General features: G+C 70.4%; 9 protein-coding genes. 8 read left to right on the forward strand and 1 reads right to left on the reverse strand.

The genetic code is table 11. The annotated features are described in order from the left end of the window. Positions 1–13 precede the first annotated feature (13 nt). The gene (locus tag AC5Y31_RS04650) at positions 14–703 is read left to right on the forward strand and encodes a cutinase family protein (protein ID WP_499978416.1); all 690 of its coding nucleotides are present in this window, start codon (positions 14–16) and stop codon (positions 701–703) included. A gap of 24 nt (positions 704–727) precedes the next feature. On the opposite strand, the gene AC5Y31_RS04655 is transcribed toward AC5Y31_RS04650, so the two are convergent. Beyond that, positions 728–1,117, reverse strand: coding sequence for a nuclear transport factor 2 family protein (locus AC5Y31_RS04655; protein WP_499978418.1), 390 nt, complete (start codon positions 1,115–1,117; stop codon positions 728–730). Between the two features lie 189 nt (positions 1,118–1,306). On the opposite strand from AC5Y31_RS04655, the gene AC5Y31_RS04660 reads away from it, so the two are divergent. From AC5Y31_RS04660 to AC5Y31_RS04690, 7 genes are read left to right on the forward strand one after another with little or no spacing between them, the layout of a single operon-like run. Then, positions 1,307–2,062: a thioesterase II family protein gene (locus tag AC5Y31_RS04660; RefSeq protein ID WP_499978422.1), complete on the forward strand. Its 756-nt coding sequence runs from the start codon at positions 1,307–1,309 to the stop codon at positions 2,060–2,062. Continuing rightward, positions 2,055–3,389: a beta-ketoacyl [acyl carrier protein] synthase domain-containing protein gene (locus AC5Y31_RS04665; RefSeq protein WP_499978425.1), complete on the forward strand. Its 1,335-nt coding sequence runs from the start codon at positions 2,055–2,057 to the stop codon at positions 3,387–3,389. Before AC5Y31_RS04660 ends, AC5Y31_RS04665 begins: the two co-directional genes overlap by 8 nt. Beyond that, positions 3,383–6,310: an SDR family NAD(P)-dependent oxidoreductase gene (locus AC5Y31_RS04670; protein WP_499978429.1), complete on the forward strand. Its 2,928-nt coding sequence runs from the start codon at positions 3,383–3,385 to the stop codon at positions 6,308–6,310. Before AC5Y31_RS04665 ends, AC5Y31_RS04670 begins: the two co-directional genes overlap by 7 nt. After that, the gene (locus tag AC5Y31_RS04675) at positions 6,303–12,788 is read left to right on the forward strand and encodes an amino acid adenylation domain-containing protein (RefSeq protein WP_499978432.1); all 6,486 of its coding nucleotides are present in this window, start codon (positions 6,303–6,305) and stop codon (positions 12,786–12,788) included. Before AC5Y31_RS04670 ends, AC5Y31_RS04675 begins: the two co-directional genes overlap by 8 nt. Beyond that, positions 12,785–17,173, forward strand: coding sequence for an amino acid adenylation domain-containing protein (locus AC5Y31_RS04680; protein ID WP_499978434.1), 4,389 nt, complete (start codon positions 12,785–12,787; stop codon positions 17,171–17,173). Before AC5Y31_RS04675 ends, AC5Y31_RS04680 begins: the two co-directional genes overlap by 4 nt. Then, positions 17,170–18,489, forward strand: coding sequence for an NADPH-dependent L-lysine N(6)-monooxygenase MbtG (gene mbtG / locus AC5Y31_RS04685; protein WP_499978435.1), 1,320 nt, complete (start codon positions 17,170–17,172; stop codon positions 18,487–18,489). Before AC5Y31_RS04680 ends, mbtG begins: the two co-directional genes overlap by 4 nt. Beyond that, positions 18,486–18,716 (forward strand): MbtH family protein, encoded by a 231-nt coding sequence (locus tag AC5Y31_RS04690; protein ID WP_065024046.1) that lies wholly within the window; start codon positions 18,486–18,488, stop codon positions 18,714–18,716. The genes mbtG and AC5Y31_RS04690 overlap by 4 nt, the downstream gene beginning before the upstream one ends. Positions 18,717–18,733 lie beyond the last annotated feature (17 nt).

The raw sequence follows: 18,733 nt of genomic DNA on the forward strand, positions 1-18,733 counted from the left end.
CAGCATCGATGACATGAAAGCGCGCCGATCGATCGTATTGCTCGGTGTTCCGGTGCTGGCCGCCGTGGCGATGCTGGCCGGTGCTCCCGTCATCGCCCCCTCGGCGTCCGCGGCCAGCTGTCCCGACGTCGAGGTGACCTTCGCCCGTGGCACCGGCGAGGCAGCCGGCGTCGGCGGAGTCGGCCAGAGATTCGTCGACGCACTGCGCTCCCAGGCCGGAGGGCGGTCGGTCGGGGTATATGCGATCAACTACCCCGCCACCGATGACTGGCCGCCGTCGGCGTCCGCCGGCGCCGGCGATGCGAACGCTCACGTCCAATCCATGGTCGCGAACTGCCCCGACACCAAGCTGGTGCTCGGCGGATACTCCCAAGGCGCGATGGTCATCGACCTGATCACCATCGCGCGGGCATCGGTGGCGGGCTTCAACGCCGCCACTCTGTCGGAGGACGAGGCCGCGCACGTGGCGGCGGTCGCCGTCTTCGGGAACCCGACCGACAGGTACCTGGGGGGACCGATCAGCGAAATCAGCCCGTGGTACGGCGCCAAGGCCATTGATCTGTGTGCGGACGGGGATCCGATCTGCACCCCGGGCGCCCTGGCGCTGCCTTCACCGGAGGAGATGGTCTCCGCGCCGCACCTGTCCTACGCGCAGTCGCCGATGCCCGGTCAGGCCGCGGCCTTCGTGGCGAGCCACCTCTGACGCAGGACGCATACCCAACCCGCTTTACCCGATGACCTCTGAAGCCCAATACTCGCGCAGGCTCGCGATCCGCTCCCCGGCGAACTCCAGGACGGCTACCTCGCGCATGCGCTTGCGGTGGCCCTGCACCCGGTCGTCGAAGGTGGCCTCCCACTCGGCGATCACCGTGGTGCCGTCGGTGGCGGTGTAGAGGTTGAGCAATCGGGCGTCGATATTGGCCTGTCCCTCAACCACCTTGCTCTGCCAGTAGTCGCGGATCCCGGCGCGGGTGCGGATCGGTTCTTCCAGCACCCGCTCGTGATAGGTCGCGTCGTCGGTGAAGATCGTGACGATCAGGGCCGGGTCCTGCTGCATCCAGGCCCGAAGGTAGGTGTCGATCGTGGCGCGGACGTCCATCAGGGGAGTGTGGCCCATGGCGCGGCGCCCCCTTCGCCGAACGCGCATTCAGTGCGAAAAAACCGCCGCGAAACCGCGCTCAGTGCACGTTCGGCGCGGCCGAGGGTCCAGGGCCAGCCAAGAGCCCGCCCGGATTTCCGGCGCGCCCCCCAGCGGGGTAATCTAACCCGGGAAATTAGGGCAGCCTTTACTAACAGACTGAATTGCATGCGAGGGGACCGGATGGACGACACCTCGGCCGTCGCGCAGTTTCCGACCTGGATGGGCCGCTTTTCCGGGCCCGGGCCGGCAACCCTGGTATTCCCGCACGCCGGGGGAGCGGCGGTCAACTACCGCCCCTTGGCGCTGGCTTTGGCCGCCGGCGTCGACACGTACGTCATGCAGTATCCGCAGCGCGCCGACCGGTTCCGCGAACCGCCCGCCGAAACCGTCCCGCAGCTGGCCCGCAGCCTCTTCGACGCGGCGCCCTGGCACCAGCTCGGGCCGCTGCGGCTCTTCGGGCACAGCATGGGCTCGCTCGTCGCCTTCGAGTTCGCCCGGATCGCCGAAGAACGCGGCATCGAGATTCAGCGGCTGTGGGCCTCGGCCGCGCCGGCCCCGGGCGTGGTGGCCGGGCTGCGCAAGGTGCCCACCGGTGATGCCGACCTGCGTGCCGAACTGGAGGAACTCGGCGGCACCGACCCGCGCATACTGGCGGACGAGGAATTCCTCACGCTGTTGCTCACCCCGGTGCGCTCGGACTATCTGGCGTTCAACCGCTACCAGTGCGCACCCGAGGTGCGGATCCGCGCCGCCATCAATGTGCTGGGTGGCCGCTCCGACGACCGCGTCGGCACCGACCTGCTCGAGGGGTGGGCCCAACACACCTCCGGCACCTGCACCGTCTCGCTGTACGACGGCGGGCACTTCTATCACTACGAGCACATCGACACACTGGCGAATCGGATCATCGCCGATGCCTGATCGGTGCGAGGATCCGGTCGTCATCGTCGGCCTGGGCATCGAGGCGCCCGGCGGAGTCGAGACGGCCGAGCAGTACTGGTCGCTGCTGGCCGACGGACGTGAGGCGCTGAGCACCATTCCCGAGGACCGGGACTGGGCGGTGCGCGAACTCATCGACGGATCACACCGCGACGGCTTCAAGCCCATCTGCAACGCCGGCGGGTTCCTTTCCGGCGCCGCCGAATTCGACCCCGGATTCTTCGGAATCGCGCCACGCGAAGCCATCGCGATGGACCCGCAGCAGCGGGTCGCGCTGCGGGTGGCCTGGCGCGCGCTGGAGGACGCCGGCATCAACCCCGACGAGCTCACCGGCCACGACGTCGGCGTCTACCTGGGCGCATCGGTCACCGGCTACGGCCCGGACATGGCGCAGTTCTCCGCCCACAGCGGTCACCTGCTGCCCGGGACCGCGTTATCGGTGATCTCCGGCCGGGTCGCCTACACCCTCGGGCTGGCCGGTCCGGCCCTGACCGTCGACACCTCCTGTTCCTCGGCGCTCTCAGCGCTGCACCTGGCGATCCAGGCGATCCGGACCGGTGACGCCGACATGGCGCTCGCCGGCGGCGTGTGCGTGATGGGCTCGCCCGGGTTCTTCGTCGAGTTCTCCAAGCAGCACGCGCTGTCCGACGACGGACACTGCCGGCCCTACAGCGCCGCCGCCACCGGAACGGTCTGGGCCGAGGGCGCCGGAATCTTTGTGCTGCAACGCAAGTCAGCGGCTTTGCGCGACGGCCGGCATATCTACGGTGAAGTGCTGGCCAGCCGGCTCAACCAGGACGGCCACACTACCGGCCTGCTCACCCCCAGTGAGCAGGCCCAGCAGCGACTGTTCCGGCACGCGCTGGCCGACGCGGACGTGCACCCGGGCCAGGTCGGCATGATCGAGGGCCACGGAACCGGCACCCGGGTCGGCGATCCTGTCGAACTGCGGTCGCTGATCAACGTCTACGGCGCCGACACCGAGCCGGGCGCCGGCCCGCGGCTCGGCTCGGTGAAGTCCAACATCGGGCACACCCAGGCCGCGGCCGGAGCGCTCGGGCTGACCAAGGTGCTGCTGGCCGCCGAACACCAGATGATCCCGCCCACCCTGCATGTGAGCGACGGCTGGCACGACGGCATCGACTGGGACGGCGGGCACGGCGGCGGCATCACCCTGGCTGAGACCATCATCGCCTGGCCGGCCGGCGACGGCCGCCGGATCGGCTCGGTGTCGGCGTTCGGGATGAGCGGCACCAATGCGCACGTGATCGTCGCCGTCGACGACGCGGAAATGACGCCATCGTGCTGAGCACCCACCCGACCGCCCTGCCCGACGGCCGCATCCCGGTCCTCATCTCGGCGCACGCCCGCGACCTGGTCCAGGCCGAGGCCGGCGCACTGGCGCGCTACGTGCACACCCGGCAGCCCGGCGTCGCGGCCGTGGCGCAGACGCTGCGGGCCACCCGCCCGATCCGCCGCTACCGCGCCGTCATCCGGGCCCGCGACGCGGGCGAACTGATCAGCGGCCTCGACGCCGTCTACCACGACGCCGACCATCCGCTGGTGGCCCGATCCCATCAGCAGGAGGCCGCCCGCACCGCCTTCGTGTTCCCCGGGCAGGGAAACCAGTGGCCCGGCATGGGGGCCGACCTGTTCGGCATCGCGGCCTATCGCGCCGAGGCGGACCGCTGCGCGGACGCCTTCCGCCGCGCCGGGCATCCCTCGCCGTTGACCTATCTGCGCGGCACCGACGACGCGGACCCGGTGGTGGTGCAGGCCGCGCAGTTCACCCACGCCGCGGCGCTGGCCGCCACCTGGCGGCACTTCGGGGTGCTGCCCGACATCACCGTCGGCCACAGTCTGGGAGAGCTCGCCGCCGCCTACACCGCCGGCGTGGTGGATCTCGACGCCGCGGTCGCGGTGGTGATCGCACGGGCGGAACTGACCGATGACACCCCGGGACGATTCGGCATGGCGATGATCGCGCTGGGCGCCGAGGCCGCTGCCGAATTCATCGCCGGCACCCCCGGCTGGGTGGAGCTGTCGGTGGTCAACGGCCCGCAATCGGTGGTGGTCTCGGGCGAATGGGCTGCGGTGCAGCAGATCCTGGCGCGCGCAGACCGTCGCGGGGTGTTCGCCCGCGAGCTGGCGGTGCGCTATCCGGCCCACACCAGCGTTTTGGAGCCCCTGCGTGATCGGATGATCGCACAGCTGCCCGACGCGCAATTCCACAGCGCCCCAGTGGAGTTCATCGGCTCGGTGTATGGTGGCCCGGTCCCGCCCGGCAAGACGTTCCGGCAGTACTGGTTCGACAACCTGCGTCAGCAGGTACGGTTCGACCTGGCCACCGGGGCCGCGGTGGCGCGCGGGGTCACCACGTTCGTCGAGATGTCGGCGCACCCCACCCTGCTGGTGCCGCTGGGCGACATCGCCGATTCCGCGCAGGTGCTGGCCAGCGCCGACCGCGATCGCCCGGCCGACGAGGCGCTGTCGGCCAACATCGCTGCTGCGGCGATCGCCGACCCTGGCTATCGCTGGCGGGACTTCGCCGCACCCGACGCAGGTGCACCGCTGCGGCACTTCCCGCACGCGCCGATGCACACCACCAGGCTGTGGGCCGGTGTCGAGCCGTCCGCGCAGCGCCACCGGCAGCCGGTCGTCATGACCGAACAGTGGGCGCCGGTCGACGAACCCGCCGACCGGCCGGTCGGGGTAGCCGTCATCGACTACACCGGCGAATCCGCTGAACTGGCCACCCGGCTGGCGGCCGGTTTGGACGCCGGTGCGGTCGCCCCAGCGAACGCCGAACTGCTGGTGCTCATCGCCCCGCCCGCCGACGATGCTGAGATCACCGCGGCCGCAAGAGCCTTCGCTGGTCACGCGGGAAGACAGACACCGCCGGCACCGGGCCCGAACTGCCGACGGGTGTGGCTGATCACCCGCGGCGCCGAAAGGCTCGACAGTGACCCGCTGCCGCGGCCCGGGGCCGCCGCACTGGCGGCGCTGCACCGCAGCACCGGATTCGGCTACCCCGACCAGACGTTCGCCCACCTGGATCTGCCGGTCCAGCTCAGCGCCGCCGACCTCCGGGCCGCGATCACCGCACTGACCCTGACCGACACCGAGGTCGCGGTGCGCTCCGGGCGGCTGTGGGCGCGACGACTGGTCGAGTCTTCCACCGCGCCGGGAGTGCCCGCGATTCCGGAGACCGTCGTGATCACCGGTGGCACCGGCGCCATCGGAATGGCCTTCGCGGCGTTCTGCGCGGAACGGGGTGCCCGCAACATCGTGTTGCTCAGCCGCAGCGGGGCCGCCGGTGCCACTGCGGCGCAGCTGGATGCAGTGCGCGCACGCACCGGGGCAAACATCAGCGCGCTGCGGTGCGATATCACCGACGAGGCGGCGCTGGCGGCGCTGATCGCCGAGCACCAGCCGACGCCGGCCGGGCTCGTGGTGCACACCGCGTCGGCCGAAGCCATCGCCGCCGAACAAATCAGCGGTGGTGCTGTTCGGGACGCCTTCGGCGCCAAGGTAATCGGACTGGACAACCTGGTGCGACACTGGCCGCGGCACGCCGACGCGCAGGTGCTGGTCTGCTCGTCGGTGCTGGCGTTGTGGGGCGGATCGGGCCACGGCCTCTACGCGGCGGCCAACCGGATGGCCGACATCCTGGCGGAGCGGCTCCGGACAGAGGGCGTGAACGCGAACGCGATCCGCTGGGGGCTGTGGCAGAACGTCGCCGTGGTCAGCGGCGACGAGAAGAACCGAATCGCGCGGACCGGCCTGACACCGATGCCGCCCGAAGCGGCGATCACCGCCGGACTGCTGGCCGCGCCGAACAACCCGGCGATCCTGACCGCCGACTTCGACCGGCTGGCCGTGTTCTTCGACAGCCAAGGGGTGGGTAGCCCGTTCGCCGAATCACTGACCGCGTCATCGGCGGCCCCCGACACCGGCCGCCCGGTCGGCGAGGTGGTGGCCGTCGAACTCGCGACGGTGCTCGGCCTGGACTCACCCGACGACATCGACATGCACCGGGCCCTGGTCGATCTCGGCCTGGACTCACTGCTCGCCCTGGACCTGCGCAAGCGACTGGGCCGGGCCACCGGCCGGCGGGTAGCGCTTGGACCGCTGCTGGCCGGAATGACCGCCGCCCAGCTGACGGCCACGCTGCAGGACGACACCACGCCGGCCGCGGTGACGGAAAGGACTGTTTTCACCCATGACTGACACCGTCGACCAGTCGACCGACGCGCGGTTGGAGTTGCTGCGCCGCCGGCTCGCCGAACGCGGGCTGAGCGCGTCCGCGCCGGCCACCGAACCCGCGCAACCCGCGCAGCCGGAGATGAATGACGGTCAGCGCCGGATGTGGTTCGTGCAGACCCTCGATCCGGACGGCACCGTCGCCAACATCTCGGTCTCCTACCGATTGACCGGCCCGCTGGCGCCGGCCCGGCTGCGCTCCGCCCTGGCCGCGGTGGCCGCCCGACACCCGGTGCTGCGCACCACCTATGCCGTCGACGACAACGGGGAACCCCGGGCGGTGATCGGCGACGTGACACCCGGGTTCGCCGAACACGACCTCACCGACCTGGCCGAGCAAGCCCGGGCGCTGAGGCTGGAAGTGCTGGCTCAGCGCGAATTCGCCACCCCGTTCCGGCTGGAATCCGATGCCCCGCTCCGGCTCACCCTGATCCGGGTCCGGCCCGACGAACACATCCTGCTGCTGGTGGCCCACCACATCGCCTGGGATGACGCCTCCTGGGCGGTCTTCTTCGCAGACCTGACCGCCGCGTACACAGACCCCGATGCCTTCGCCGCCGTGCCCCCCGTACGCGCTGTCGCATCCACGCCCGGCGCCGATCACGAGGCCGACCTGAACTATTGGCGCACCCTGCTGGCCGATCCGCCCGACCCGCTGGAACTGCCCGGCCCGCGCGGCTCGGCGGTGCCCCACACGCTGCGCGCTGGAATATGCAATCGCGCAGTGCCCGCCGAGTTGATGGACGGCATCGCCGAGCTGGCACGCGGCAACGGGGCCACGGCCTACATGGTGATCGCCGCGGCACTGTCCGCGCTGATCTACCGCTACACCGCCACCGACGACTTCCTCATCGCCTCACCGGTTCTCAACCGCACTGCCGGCACCGAGGATGCGATCGGCTACTTCGGCAACACCGTGGTGCTGCGCGCGAAGGTGGACGCCGCTGCCCGGTTCGTCGAACTGCTGGCTCAAACCCGTGACACCGCGCTGGGTGCGTTCGCGCATCAGGGCATCAACCTCGACCGGGTGGTCCGCGAACTCAACCCGGACCGGCGCAACGGGGGAGTGGAACGACTCACCCGGCTCAGCTTCGGCTTCCGCGCCGGCGACGGTGTGCACTCCGGCGGCTTCCGCCCGGCCGGAATCACCTGCGCGCGTGCCGATTACCGCGGCAAGATCGCCCAGCTGCCGCTGGGAATCATGGTCGAGACCGGTGAAGACGGTGCGCTGATCGAAGCCGAATATCTGCACGATGTGCTCGACGAGGGCCTGGTCGACCAACTGCTGCGGCACCTGGTGCAGCTGCTGGCCGCCGTGGTCGCACAACCGGACACCATCATCAGCGAACTGGACATGCTCGGCGAAGAGGACCGCTCCTGGCTGGACACGGTCTCCTGCGGACCGGACTTCGCCGGCCCGCCGATCACGCTGGGCGCGCTGGTCGCCGACCGAGCGGCGCTGACCCCCGACTCCATCGCCGTGGTCGACGATCACGGCCGCTACAGCTACGCCGAGATCAACGCCCGCGCCAACCGGATCGCCCACCACCTGATCGCGGCCGGCATCGGCACCGAGGACAAGGTCGCCGTGCTGCTGGGCCGCTCGCTCGACCTGGTGGTCATCGCGCTGGGCATCGCCAAGGCCGGCGCCGCCTATGTGCCCGTCGACCCTGAATATCCGCCGGACCGCATCGAATTCATCCTCGGCGATGCCCGGGCGAAGTTGGTGATACGCGAACCGCTCACCTCAGAGGAGCTGGCCGGCCGGCCCGACACCGACCCGACTGACGCCGATCGGGTACGCCCACTGCGGCCGGAAAGCCTGGCCTACCTCATCTACACCTCGGGTTCGACCGGGCTGCCCAAGGGCGTGGAGGTCGCGCACGCCCCGATCGCCGAATACCTGACATGGTTCGGCCAGGAGTACGGCATCGACGACACCGACGTGCTGCTGCAGGTCGCCTCACCGAGCTTCGACGTCTCGATCGGAGAACTGTTCGGCACCCTGGGAAACGGTGCGCGGTTGGTCATTCCACGTCCCGACGGGCTGCGTGACATCGGCTACCTGACCGACCTGCTGCAGCGCGAAGGCGTGACCGCCATGCACTTCGTGCCCTCGCTGCTCGGCCTGTTCCTGTCGCTGCCCGGAGTCAACCAGTGGCGCACCCTGCGACGCATCCCGATCGGCGGCGAACCGTTGCCCGGCGAGCTGGCCGACAAGTTCCACGCCATCTTCGATGCGCTGCTGCACAACTTCTACGGCCCCACCGAGACCGTGGTCAACTCCAGCCGCTACAAAGTCGAAGGCACCCAGGGCAACCGGATCGTGCCGATCGGCAGCCCCAACATCAACACCACCATCCGGCTGCTCGACGACGCCCTGCAACCGGTACCGGTCGGTGTGATCGGTGAGATCTACATTGGTGGAACGCATCTGGCCCGCGGCTACTTCGACCGGCCCGGCCTGACCGCGGAACGCTTCGTCGCCGACCCGTGGGCGCTCGGGCAGCGGATGTACCGCACCGGTGACCTGGCCCGCCGCAACGCCGCCGGCGACCTGGAATTCATCGGCCGCGCCGACGACCAGGTCAAGGTCCGCGGCTTCCGCATCGAACTCGGCGAGGTGGCCGCGGCTATTTCGGTGGATCCCAGTGTCGGGCAGTGCGTGGTCGTGGTCTCCGAGCTGCCTGCGCTCGGTCGCAGCCTGGTCGCCTACCTGACCCCGGCCGGCGACGGGTCCGAAGTCGAGATCCCACGGATTCGGGCCCGGGTCGCCGCCGCACTGCCGGAATACATGGCCCCGGCGGCCTACGTGGTGGTCGACGACATTCCGATCACCGCCCACGGCAAGATCGACCGCGCGGCCCTGCCCGATCCCCAGCCGATCGAGACCGCGGCCTATCGGGAACCGGAGACCGACACCGAACACACGGTGGCGCAGCTGTTCTCGCAACTGCTCGGCCGCGAACGAGTCGGCGCGGACGACTCGTTCTTCGACCTGGGTGGTCACTCATTGCTGGCCACCAAGCTGGTGGCGGCGATCCGCGACCGGTGCGGGGCGGAGATCGGTATCCGCGACATCTTCGAAGCGAGCACGGTGGCCCGGCTGGCCGCCGCGATAGAGCGGGCGCTGGCCGGTGAGAACGGGCCGAGCCGCCCGCCGCTGGTCGCGGTGCCGCGGTCGGGTCCGCTTCCGGTGTCGGCGTCACAGCTGCGCACCTGGTTCGCCTACCGGCTGGACCCGGACGCGACCGGCGACAACATCCCGCTGTCGGCCCGGCTCACCGGACCCTGCGACACCGCGGCCCTGGCGTTGGCGATCAACGATGTGGTGGCCCGCCACGACAGCCTCCGCACCACCTTCTGCGAAATCGACGGACTGCCGCACCAGATCATCAACCCAGCCGCTCCGGTGCAGGTGAACGAGTTGCGCTGCCCGGCAACCGGTCCCGAAGAGGTGGCGCAGTGGACCCGGGCGCGCCTCGACGAGCAGCGCGGCGCCGGATTCGACCTGGAACACGAGTGGCCGATCCGGGCGGCGCTGCTGCACCTGCCCGGTGATGAGCGGGTGCTCTCCCTGGTGGTGCACCACATCGCCGCCGACCATTGGTCGGTGGAGGTGCTCTTCACCGACCTGCTGATCGCCTACCGGTCCCGGACCACCGGCGCCGAGCCCTCCTGGGCCCCACCGGCGTTGCAGTACGCGGATTTTGCGCACTGGCAAGGCGAACTGCTGCGCGATGAGTCCGGACTGATCGATGCGCAGCGCCGCTATTGGATGGAGCAGTTGGCCGGCCTGGCCGACGACACCGGCCCGCGACCGGATTTCCCGCGCCCGGCCACCGCGAACGGCTCCGGCGACTCCGTCGCGTTCACGATCACCCCGCAGGTGAGGGCCGGACTGGCGAACCTGGCCCGCGAGACCGGCGCCACCGAATTCATGGTGCTGCAGGCCGCGGTGGCGGTGCTGCTGCACCTGGCCGGCAGCGGCGACGACATCCCGCTCGGCGTGCCGGTCGCCGGCCGCGACGACAACGCACTGGACAACCTGGTCGGGTTCTTCGTCAACATCGTGGTGCTGCGAAACCGGTTGTCGGGCAACCCGACACTGCGCGAGGTGGTGCTCCGCGCACGCGAGGCCGCGCTGGGCGCCTACGCGCACGCCGACCTGCCGTTCGACCGGCTGGTGGAGGCGCTCAACCCGGTCCGGACGCTGTCGCGCAACCCGCTGTTCCAGGTGGTGGTCCACGTCCGCGACGCCGCCGAAGTCAGCCACGTCGTGAACAGCAGCGCCGAGGGTGACCTGGTGTTCCGCACCGTGATGCCGACGTTCGACATCGCGCACGCCGACCTGTCGGTGAACCTGTTCGCCACCGAGGGCGGCGAGGCCGCTGGGTATGACGGGCATCTGATCTACCGCACCGACCTCTACGAGCGCACCACCGTGCAGCGCCTGGCCGACTGGTTGGGCCGGGTGCTGGCCGCGATGGCCACCGCCCCGGAGCGAACCCTGCGGGACATCGACCTCGTCGACGACGAGCAGCGCGAGTGGATCCTCACCCAAAGCCGCGGCGCCGAGATCCCCCAGGGGGATCCGCGCACGATCGCCGAGGTGCTGGCCCCGAGCCGAAGCTTCGACGGCGTCGCAGTGCGCTGCGCCGGTGTGGAGCTGACCTACCCGCAGCTGCACCACCGCTCAGATCGGTTCGCCGAACTGCTGATCAAGGCCGGCGTGCAGCCGGGAACGCTGGTGGGCCTGTCGGTGCGACGTGACCTCGACCTGGCGGTGGCGCTGGTCGGCATCATGAAGGCCGGCGCCGGCTACTTCCCGCTGGACCCGAGCTACCCGCGTCAGCGGCTGGAATTCATGGTCGCCGATGTCGCACCGAAGGTGATCGTGGTCAGCGCGGCGATGCGTGACGCGATGCCGGCGCCGGCCGGCGTGACGCTGGTGTGCCCCGATGATGCCGACGTGCAGGCGGAACTGTCGGAAGACGCCGCCGTGGCCGACCTTCCGGTGCCGCACCCCGATGACCCGATGTATCTGGTGTTCACCTCCGGCTCCACCGGTGTGCCCAAGGGCGTCGTGGGAACCCACCGGTCGATGAGTGCCCGGCTGAATTGGCAACTGGCCCACTATCCGGTGAATGGGCGCGACATCCGGCTGGCCCAGTCGTCGATGACGTTCCTGGAGGGCGGCATGGAGCTGCTGGCCGGGCTGGCCGCCGGGGCCACGATGATCCTGGCCGATGACAACGAGTTCCGCGACCCCGAGGCGCTGGCCCGGCTGATCGTCGACGAGCAGGTGGCCCAGGTGACCGCGGTCGCCAGCCTGATCTCGGTGCTGGTGGACTCCGCGCCCCAGGCGGTGGCCGGCCTGCGTCGTCTGGTGTGCAGCGGTGAGCCGGTCTCGGCGGACCTGCTGGCCCGGCTGTCCGCGGCGCTCGGGCCGAAGACGCAGCTGCTCAACAACTTCGGCGCCACCGAGACCTCCGGCGCGGTGGTGCGCGGCGAACTGGCACCACCCACCCCGAAATTGGGCCGCCCCACGCCCGGCGCGCAGGCCTACCTGCTCGACGACGCGCTGCAGCCGGTGCCGCCCGGGGTGGTCGGCGAGGTCTACTACGCCGGCCCGCAGGTCGTGCTCGGCTACTGGAAGCGCCCCGCGCTGACCGCCACCCGGTTTGTCGCCAACCCCTTCAATCCCGGTGATCGGCTCTACCGCAGCGGGGACCGCGCCCGCTGGAGCAGCGACGGCGTACTCGAGTTCGTCGGTCGCACCGACCATCAGGTCAAGGTGCGCGGTTTCCGGGTGGAGCTGGCCGAGGTGGAGGCGGCGCTGCGGGGCGCCCCCGGGGTTGCGGCGGCGGCCGCGCGCACCTGGGAACAGCGCGGCGGCACCACGCTGGCCGGCTATGTGGTGCCGGCCGGTCCGATCGCCGATGCGGCGGAGTTCATCGCGTCGGTGCGGACCGCGGTGGCCGCGACTCTGCCCGGCTACATGGTGCCGTCGTCGCTGACGGTGCTGGAGACGATGCCGCTGACCGACTCCGGGAAGCTGAACCGGCCGGCACTGCCGCAGCCGGCGGTGGCCACCCGCGGGGAAGCCGACCCGCCGGTCACCGCCACCGAACAGACCCTGGTCGGCATCTGCGCCGAGTTGCTGGGCGTCGAGCGGATCGGGCGCAGCGACGGATTCTTCGAACTCGGCGGCGACAGCATCCTCTCGGTGCAACTGGCCGCCCGGGCGTGTGCGGCCGGAGTGGATATCGACCCGCGGATGATCTTCGAGAACCCGACGTTCGCCGACCTCGCCGCTGCCGCTGACAGTCGAACCGCCGACGACAGCGCGCCGCACGACACGGCGTTCGCCCCGATGAGCGTCTCGGGTCTCAGCGGCGAGGCACTGGCGGATCTGACTGCGTCCTGGGGCGATTCGCCGTGACCGAGACCTCAACACAGCGCAACACCGCGTCATCGATCGAGGACGTGCTGGCACTGTCCCCGCTGCAGCAGGGACTGTTCTCACTGGCCAAGCTCGCCGCCGAAGTCGACGACGGGGTGGACGTCTACACCGTGCAGTTCGTCATCGATATCGTCGGCGCCGTCGACCCCGCGCTGCTGCGCCGCAGCGCCGAAGCGATGCTGGCCCGGCACGCCAACCTGCGGGCGTCTTTCTGGGATGTCGACCTGCCGCACCCGGTGCAGATCATACCAGCGCAGGTCAGTCTACCGTGGCGCGAAATCGATTCGTCGCCAAGCGAATTCGATGGTCTCGCACGCACCGAACGTACCACCAATTTCGACCTGGCGCGCGGGCCCCTGCTGCGCTTCGTGCTGGCCCACTCCGGCACCGACCGGCACCGGCTGATCCTCACCGTGCACCACCTGCTGCTCGACGGCTGGTCGATGGCGGTGTTCTTCGACGAACTTGTGGCGATCTATCGGGCCGGCGGCGTCGACCCGCTGCCCCCGCCGCGCCCCTACCGCGACTACATCGGCTGGCTGGCCGCTCAAGACACTGATGACGCGGTCGCCGCCTGGCGCGACTACCTGGCCTCGCTGAGCGCCCCGACCATCCTGGCCGACGGCGAGCGGGCCGAGTTGGGCAGCGTCCTACCGCAGACCCACGAGGTGGCGCTGGAACCCGGTGACACCGCCCAGCTGACCGAGTGGGCTCGGCGGCACGGCCTGACCCTGAACACCGTGCTGCAGTTCGCCTGGGCGGTGCTGCTCGGCCGGCTCACCGATCGCAACGAGGTGGCGTTCGGTGCGGTGGTCTCCGGTCGGCCCCAGCAGCTCACCGGCGTCGAGTCCATGGTCGGGCTGTTCATCAACACCGTTCCGGTGGTCGCATCGACGCCGCCGCGTGCCGAGGTCGCCGCGACCTGCCGTGCGCTGCAACGTGATGCCGCAGCCATGCGGGACCTGGGCTACGTGAGCCTGGCCACGGTGCAGCGAGCCAGTCCGAACGCGGTGTTCGACACCCTGCTGGTGTTCGAGAACGCTCCGATCGGCTCGGCGGCCGCCGGGGTGACCACTCCCGACGGAGTGCGGTTCATCCCGGTCACGGTGGAAAGCCTTACCCACTATCCGCTGACACTCGTCAGCTCCCCGCCCCGCGACGGCCGCCTCACCGTGCTGCTGGAGGCGGTTCCGGACGCACTGGGTGAGCTGTCGGTTGCGGACCTGGGGCAGCGGCTTCTGCAGGTGCTGCGCCAGCTGGTCGACCCGGCGCGGACCCGCATCGCCGATTTGGAGGTGCTGCTGCCGGCCGAGCAGGCCCGTCGCGCCGAACCGGTGGCATCGGAGAACGTGTCCGCCACATCAGTGCCGGCCCTGTTCACCGCCGCTGCCGCCGCCCACCCGGACAGTCCGGCGGTTACCGACGAAAACCACACCCTGACCTACGCCGAGCTGGCCGCCGAAACGGCCAGACTGGCGGGCGTCCTAGTCGGACGGGGAGTCGGTCCGGAAGACCGGGTCGCGATCGCGGTGCCGCGCTCGCTGGATTCGGTCATCGCGATTCTGGCGGTGTTGCAGGCCGGCGCCGCCTACGTCCCGATCGATGTCAGCCTGCCGCAAACGCGTATCGAATCCATTCTGCGCCAGTCTGATCCGAAACTGACGCTGACCGCCGCTCTGTTGGCCGAATTGCGTTCGGAGCAGACCGAGCAGCGCCCGCCGCCGACGATCCACCCCGACTCCGCCGCGTACGTCATCTTCACCTCCGGTTCCACCGGGGAACCCAAGGGCGTCGTCGGCACCCACCGGGCGATCGCGTCGTACTTCGCTGACCACCAGCAGCGCATGTATGCACCCGCGGTGGCCCGGCTAGGCCGGGCATTGCGCATTGCGCACGCCTGGTCGCTGAGCTTCGATGCCAGCTGGCAGCCGCTGGTCGGCCTGTTGGGCGGGCACAGCGTGCACCTGTTCTCGGCCGAGGAGATGCGCGACGCCGAGGCGATCATCGAGGGCATCCGCCGCCACCGGCTGGACATGATCGACACCTCACCGTCGATGTTCACTCAGCTGTTCGACGCCGGCCTGCTCGACGCGAAGGCCGCCCACCGCCTCAGCGTGCTGGCGCTCGGCGGAGAGGCCATCGCCCCGCACACCTGGGCGAAGCTGCGCGCAGTGCCCGCGACAGCGGTGCACAACTGCTACGGGCCCACCGAGACCACCGTGGAGGCCGTCGTCGCCGACGTCGCGGACACCGAGGTGCCGGTGATCGGAGAAGTGGTCCGCGCCATGACCGCTCACGTGCTCGACTCCGGGCTACGCGAGGTGCCCGACGGGGTGGCCGGCGAGCTGTACCTGGCCGGTGAGCAGGTCACCCGCGGGTATCTGGGCCGGGCCGGTGCGACCGCGGCCCGCTACGTCGCCGATCCCTTTGCCGTCGGCGGACGGATGTATCGCACCGGGGATTTGGTCCGGCGCCGCGCCGATGGCCGGTTGGTGTACCTGGGCCGCGCCGACGACCAGGTCAAAGTGCGCGGCTACCGGGTCGAGATCGCCGAAGTCGAGACCGCCCTGGCCGCGGCGAGCGGCGTCACCGGCGCCGCGGTGCTGCCGGTGCAGGGACCGACCGGAACCCAACTGGCCGGCTTCGTCACCGGCCCCGGTGTGGACGTCATCCGGGTGCGCGCCGAGATCGGCGCCCGGTTGCCGACCTATCTGGTGCCGGCCCGCATCACCGCGGTGGAGTCGATGCCGTTGACCACCAACGGGAAACTCGACGCCGACGCGCTGCTCGCCTTGACCGGCCCCATCGTCGGCGGTGGTGCCGAACCGGCCACCGACACCGAGCGGGCTCTAGTGGAGATCCTGGCCGAGGTCTTCGGGAACATCGAAGGCTCAGAAGGTCTAGTAGGCGCGACCCCCGGTGTCGAGACCGATCTGCGAGATCTTGGCCTGGACAGCATCGTCGCGCTGTCGATGGTGCGGGCGGCACGCCGGCGCGGACTTCCGATGCGGCCGCGGACCGCCCTGACTTGTACCACCATCCGCGACCTGGCTGCGGCGTTGGACAACGAGGCTGCCGAAGCCGAACGAGCCGTCGAAGCCGCCGCCGACGTCGGTCCGATCCCGCTGTTGCCGGCCGGCCGCTGGCTCTACCAGTACGGCAGCCCGCGCCGGCTCGGGCAGGTCGAAGCGGTTCGACTTCCCCCCGGGACCGAACCTGACCGGCTGCGGTCTGCGCTGGCCGCGATCGTCGCGACGCATCCTGTGCTGCACGCGCGCCTCGACCCGGCGACTCTGCTGCTGCACCCGCTCGACCCCGGCGACGTCCTGACCGAAATCGCCGTCGACAACGATGATCTGGAGGCGGTCACCGACCACGGCACCCGGCTTCTGGCCAGCCTGGACCCGCAAGCCGGAATACTGCTGCGTGCGCTATGGCTTCGCCCGCCCACCGGAGCCGGGGTGCTGCTGCTGTGCGGGCATGTGCTGGTGCTGGATCCGGTTTCCTGGCAGGTGATTTTGGGAGAGTTGCACGCAGCGCTGGCGGGTGCCGACCCGCTGCCGGAACGCAGCGGCTACCGGCGCTGGGTCACCGCACTCACCGAACGCGCGCGGGCGCTGGACACCGTGGAGTACTGGGCTGCTCAACTGGCCGGCGATGACCCGGACCTGGGCGCGCGGCGGGTTCGTCCTGACCGCGACCGCGCCGGTGATCTGACCGTGTCGGTGGCCGCGGCCGACGCGACGATCACCGCTGCGCTGTTGGCCTCGCACGTGCCGATGCATGACCTGCTCGTGGCAGCGACGACGCGCATGGTCAACGCCTGGCGCGGGCGGCGCGGCCAAGACAGTACGGCGCCGCTGCTGGCGTTGGAGACCCACGGCCGCGCCGAAGACGTCATCCCCGACGTCGACACCGCCGACATCGCCGGGTTGCTGACCGCCATCTTCCCGCTGCGGGTGCCTCAGCCTGATCCGGCCGGCGTTGCCCGTGCGCTGGCCCAGATCCCCGGTAGCGGCATTGATTTCGGCCTGTTGTCTTACCTGCGTTCCGACACCGCCGCCAGGCTGGCCGCCGCACCCGGACCGCAGGTCCTGCTGAACTACCTGGGACGCGTCGACCGGGCCGGCGGCGGCCCCGCCGTGGCACCCGATCTGATCGCCGGCCTGCCGTCGGTGCCCGAACCCGAGCAGGCGGTACGCCACGAGCTGAGCATCTTCGCTGCGGTGGCCGATCTCGGGTCCGGCCCGGCGCTGATCACCCAGTGGCGCGCGCTGCCCGATGTTCTCAGCGCCGAAGAAATCGGCGCACTGCAAGAACTTTTCGTCGAAAGCTTGGGCGACCTGGTGGAGGAGCTGCGATGAGTACTTTGGCGGTGGTGGGCGCCGGGGCCAAAGCCGTCGCGGTGGCCGCCAAAGCCGCCGTGCTGCGCGAGATGGGAGTCGCCGCACCGGACGTCGTCGCCGTCGAACGCACCGAGGTGGCCGCCAACTGGCGCGCCTCCGGCGGCTGGACCGACGGCGCGCACCGGCTGGGCACCAGCCCGGAGAAAGACGTCGGCTTCCCCTACCGGTCGGCGGTGGTGGCCGGCCGCAACGCCGAGATCGACGAGCGGATGACGCGCTACAGCTGGCAGGCCTACCTGATCGCCACCGGCCAATTCGCCGAGTGGGTGGATCGGGGCCGGCCCGCCCCCACCCATCTGCGGTGGAGTAAGTATCTGCGCTGGGTCGCCGATGCGGTGCAGCTGCACGTGATCCCCGGTGAGGTGGACCGGCTGTCGGTCGACGGCACCGGCTGGTCGTTGCGGACCCGGGAGACCGAGGTGGCCGCCGACGCGGTGATGATCACCGGCCCCGGCCAGGCCGAGAAGTCGATCCTGCCCGGCAACCCGCTGGTGCTGTCGATCGCCCAGTTCTGGCACCGGGCTGCGGCCGACCGGATCAGCGCCGAGCGCGTCGCGGTTATCGGCGGCGGCGAAACCGCCGCATCGATGCTCAATGAGTTGTTCCGCCACCGGGTTTCGACGATCACGGTGATCTCCCCGCAGGTGACGCTGTTTACCCGCGGGGAAGGGTTCTTCGAGAACTCGCTGTTCTCCGACCCGACCGATTGGACCGCGCTCACCCTCTCCGAGCGGCGTGATGCGCTGGCCCGCACCGACCGCGGGGTGTTCTCGGCGCGAGTGCAGGACGCCTTGCTGGCCGATGACCGGATCCGGCATCTGCGGGGCCGGGTCGCGCACGCGGTAGCCCGGGACAGTCGAATCCGCTTGACGCTGAGCACGAACCGGGGCGGGGAGAACTTCGAGACCGTGCACGGCTTCGACCTGGTCATCGACGGGTCCGGCGCCGACCCGCTGTGGTTCGTGCCGTTGTTCGGCCAAGACACCCTGGATCTGCTGGAGCTGGGCCTGGGCGGCCCGCTGTCCGGGGACCGGCTGGCCGAGGCGATCGGCCACGACCTGGCCGTCGCCGGCGTCGCCCCGAAGCTGTTCCTGCCCAACCTGGCCGGACTCACCCAGGGGCCGGGTTTTCCGAACCTGAGCTGTCTGGGACTGCTGTCCGACCGAATCCTGGGCACCCACATCCCGGCGAGCAGCCGCCAAAGCCCCCTTTCGGCGCCGTCTGAGGGGGCTTTGGCGACTGCTCGCGGTCAAAATAACGAGGAGAACTCATGAGCACCAACCCCTTTGACGACGACACCGGCACCTTCTACGTGCTGGTCAACGACGAGGACCAGTACAGCCTGTGGCCGATCTTCGCCGACGTGCCCGCCGGCTGGCGAGTGGTCTACGGAGGCGAACAGGGTGCCGACCGCGCGGCGTGTCTGGAGTACGTCGAACAGCATTGGAACGACCTGCGGCCCAAGAGCCTTCGGGATGCCATGGCGGCCGACCGGGGTTAGCCTGGCGGCACTGCCGT

This window comes from Mycobacterium sp. NGS18, from assembly GCF_059813185.1.

Excerpts from the sequence above, each read along its gene's own strand:
- AC5Y31_RS04660 (WP_499978422.1), top strand. The coding sequence starts at position 1,307 with ATGCGAGGGGACCGGATGGACGACACCTCGGCCGTCGCGCAGTTTCCG.
- AC5Y31_RS04655 (WP_499978418.1), bottom strand. The coding sequence starts at position 1,117 with ATGGGCCACACTCCCCTGATGGACGTCCGCGCCACGATCGACACCTAC.
- AC5Y31_RS04675 (WP_499978432.1), top strand. The coding sequence starts at position 6,303 with ATGACTGACACCGTCGACCAGTCGACCGACGCGCGGTTGGAGTTGCTG.
- AC5Y31_RS04690 (WP_065024046.1), top strand. The coding sequence starts at position 18,486 with ATGAGCACCAACCCCTTTGACGACGACACCGGCACCTTCTACGTGCTG.
- mbtG (WP_499978435.1), top strand. The coding sequence starts at position 17,170 with ATGAGTACTTTGGCGGTGGTGGGCGCCGGGGCCAAAGCCGTCGCGGTG.
- AC5Y31_RS04665 (WP_499978425.1), top strand. The coding sequence starts at position 2,055 with ATGCCTGATCGGTGCGAGGATCCGGTCGTCATCGTCGGCCTGGGCATC.
- AC5Y31_RS04650 (WP_499978416.1), top strand. The coding sequence starts at position 14 with ATGAAAGCGCGCCGATCGATCGTATTGCTCGGTGTTCCGGTGCTGGCC.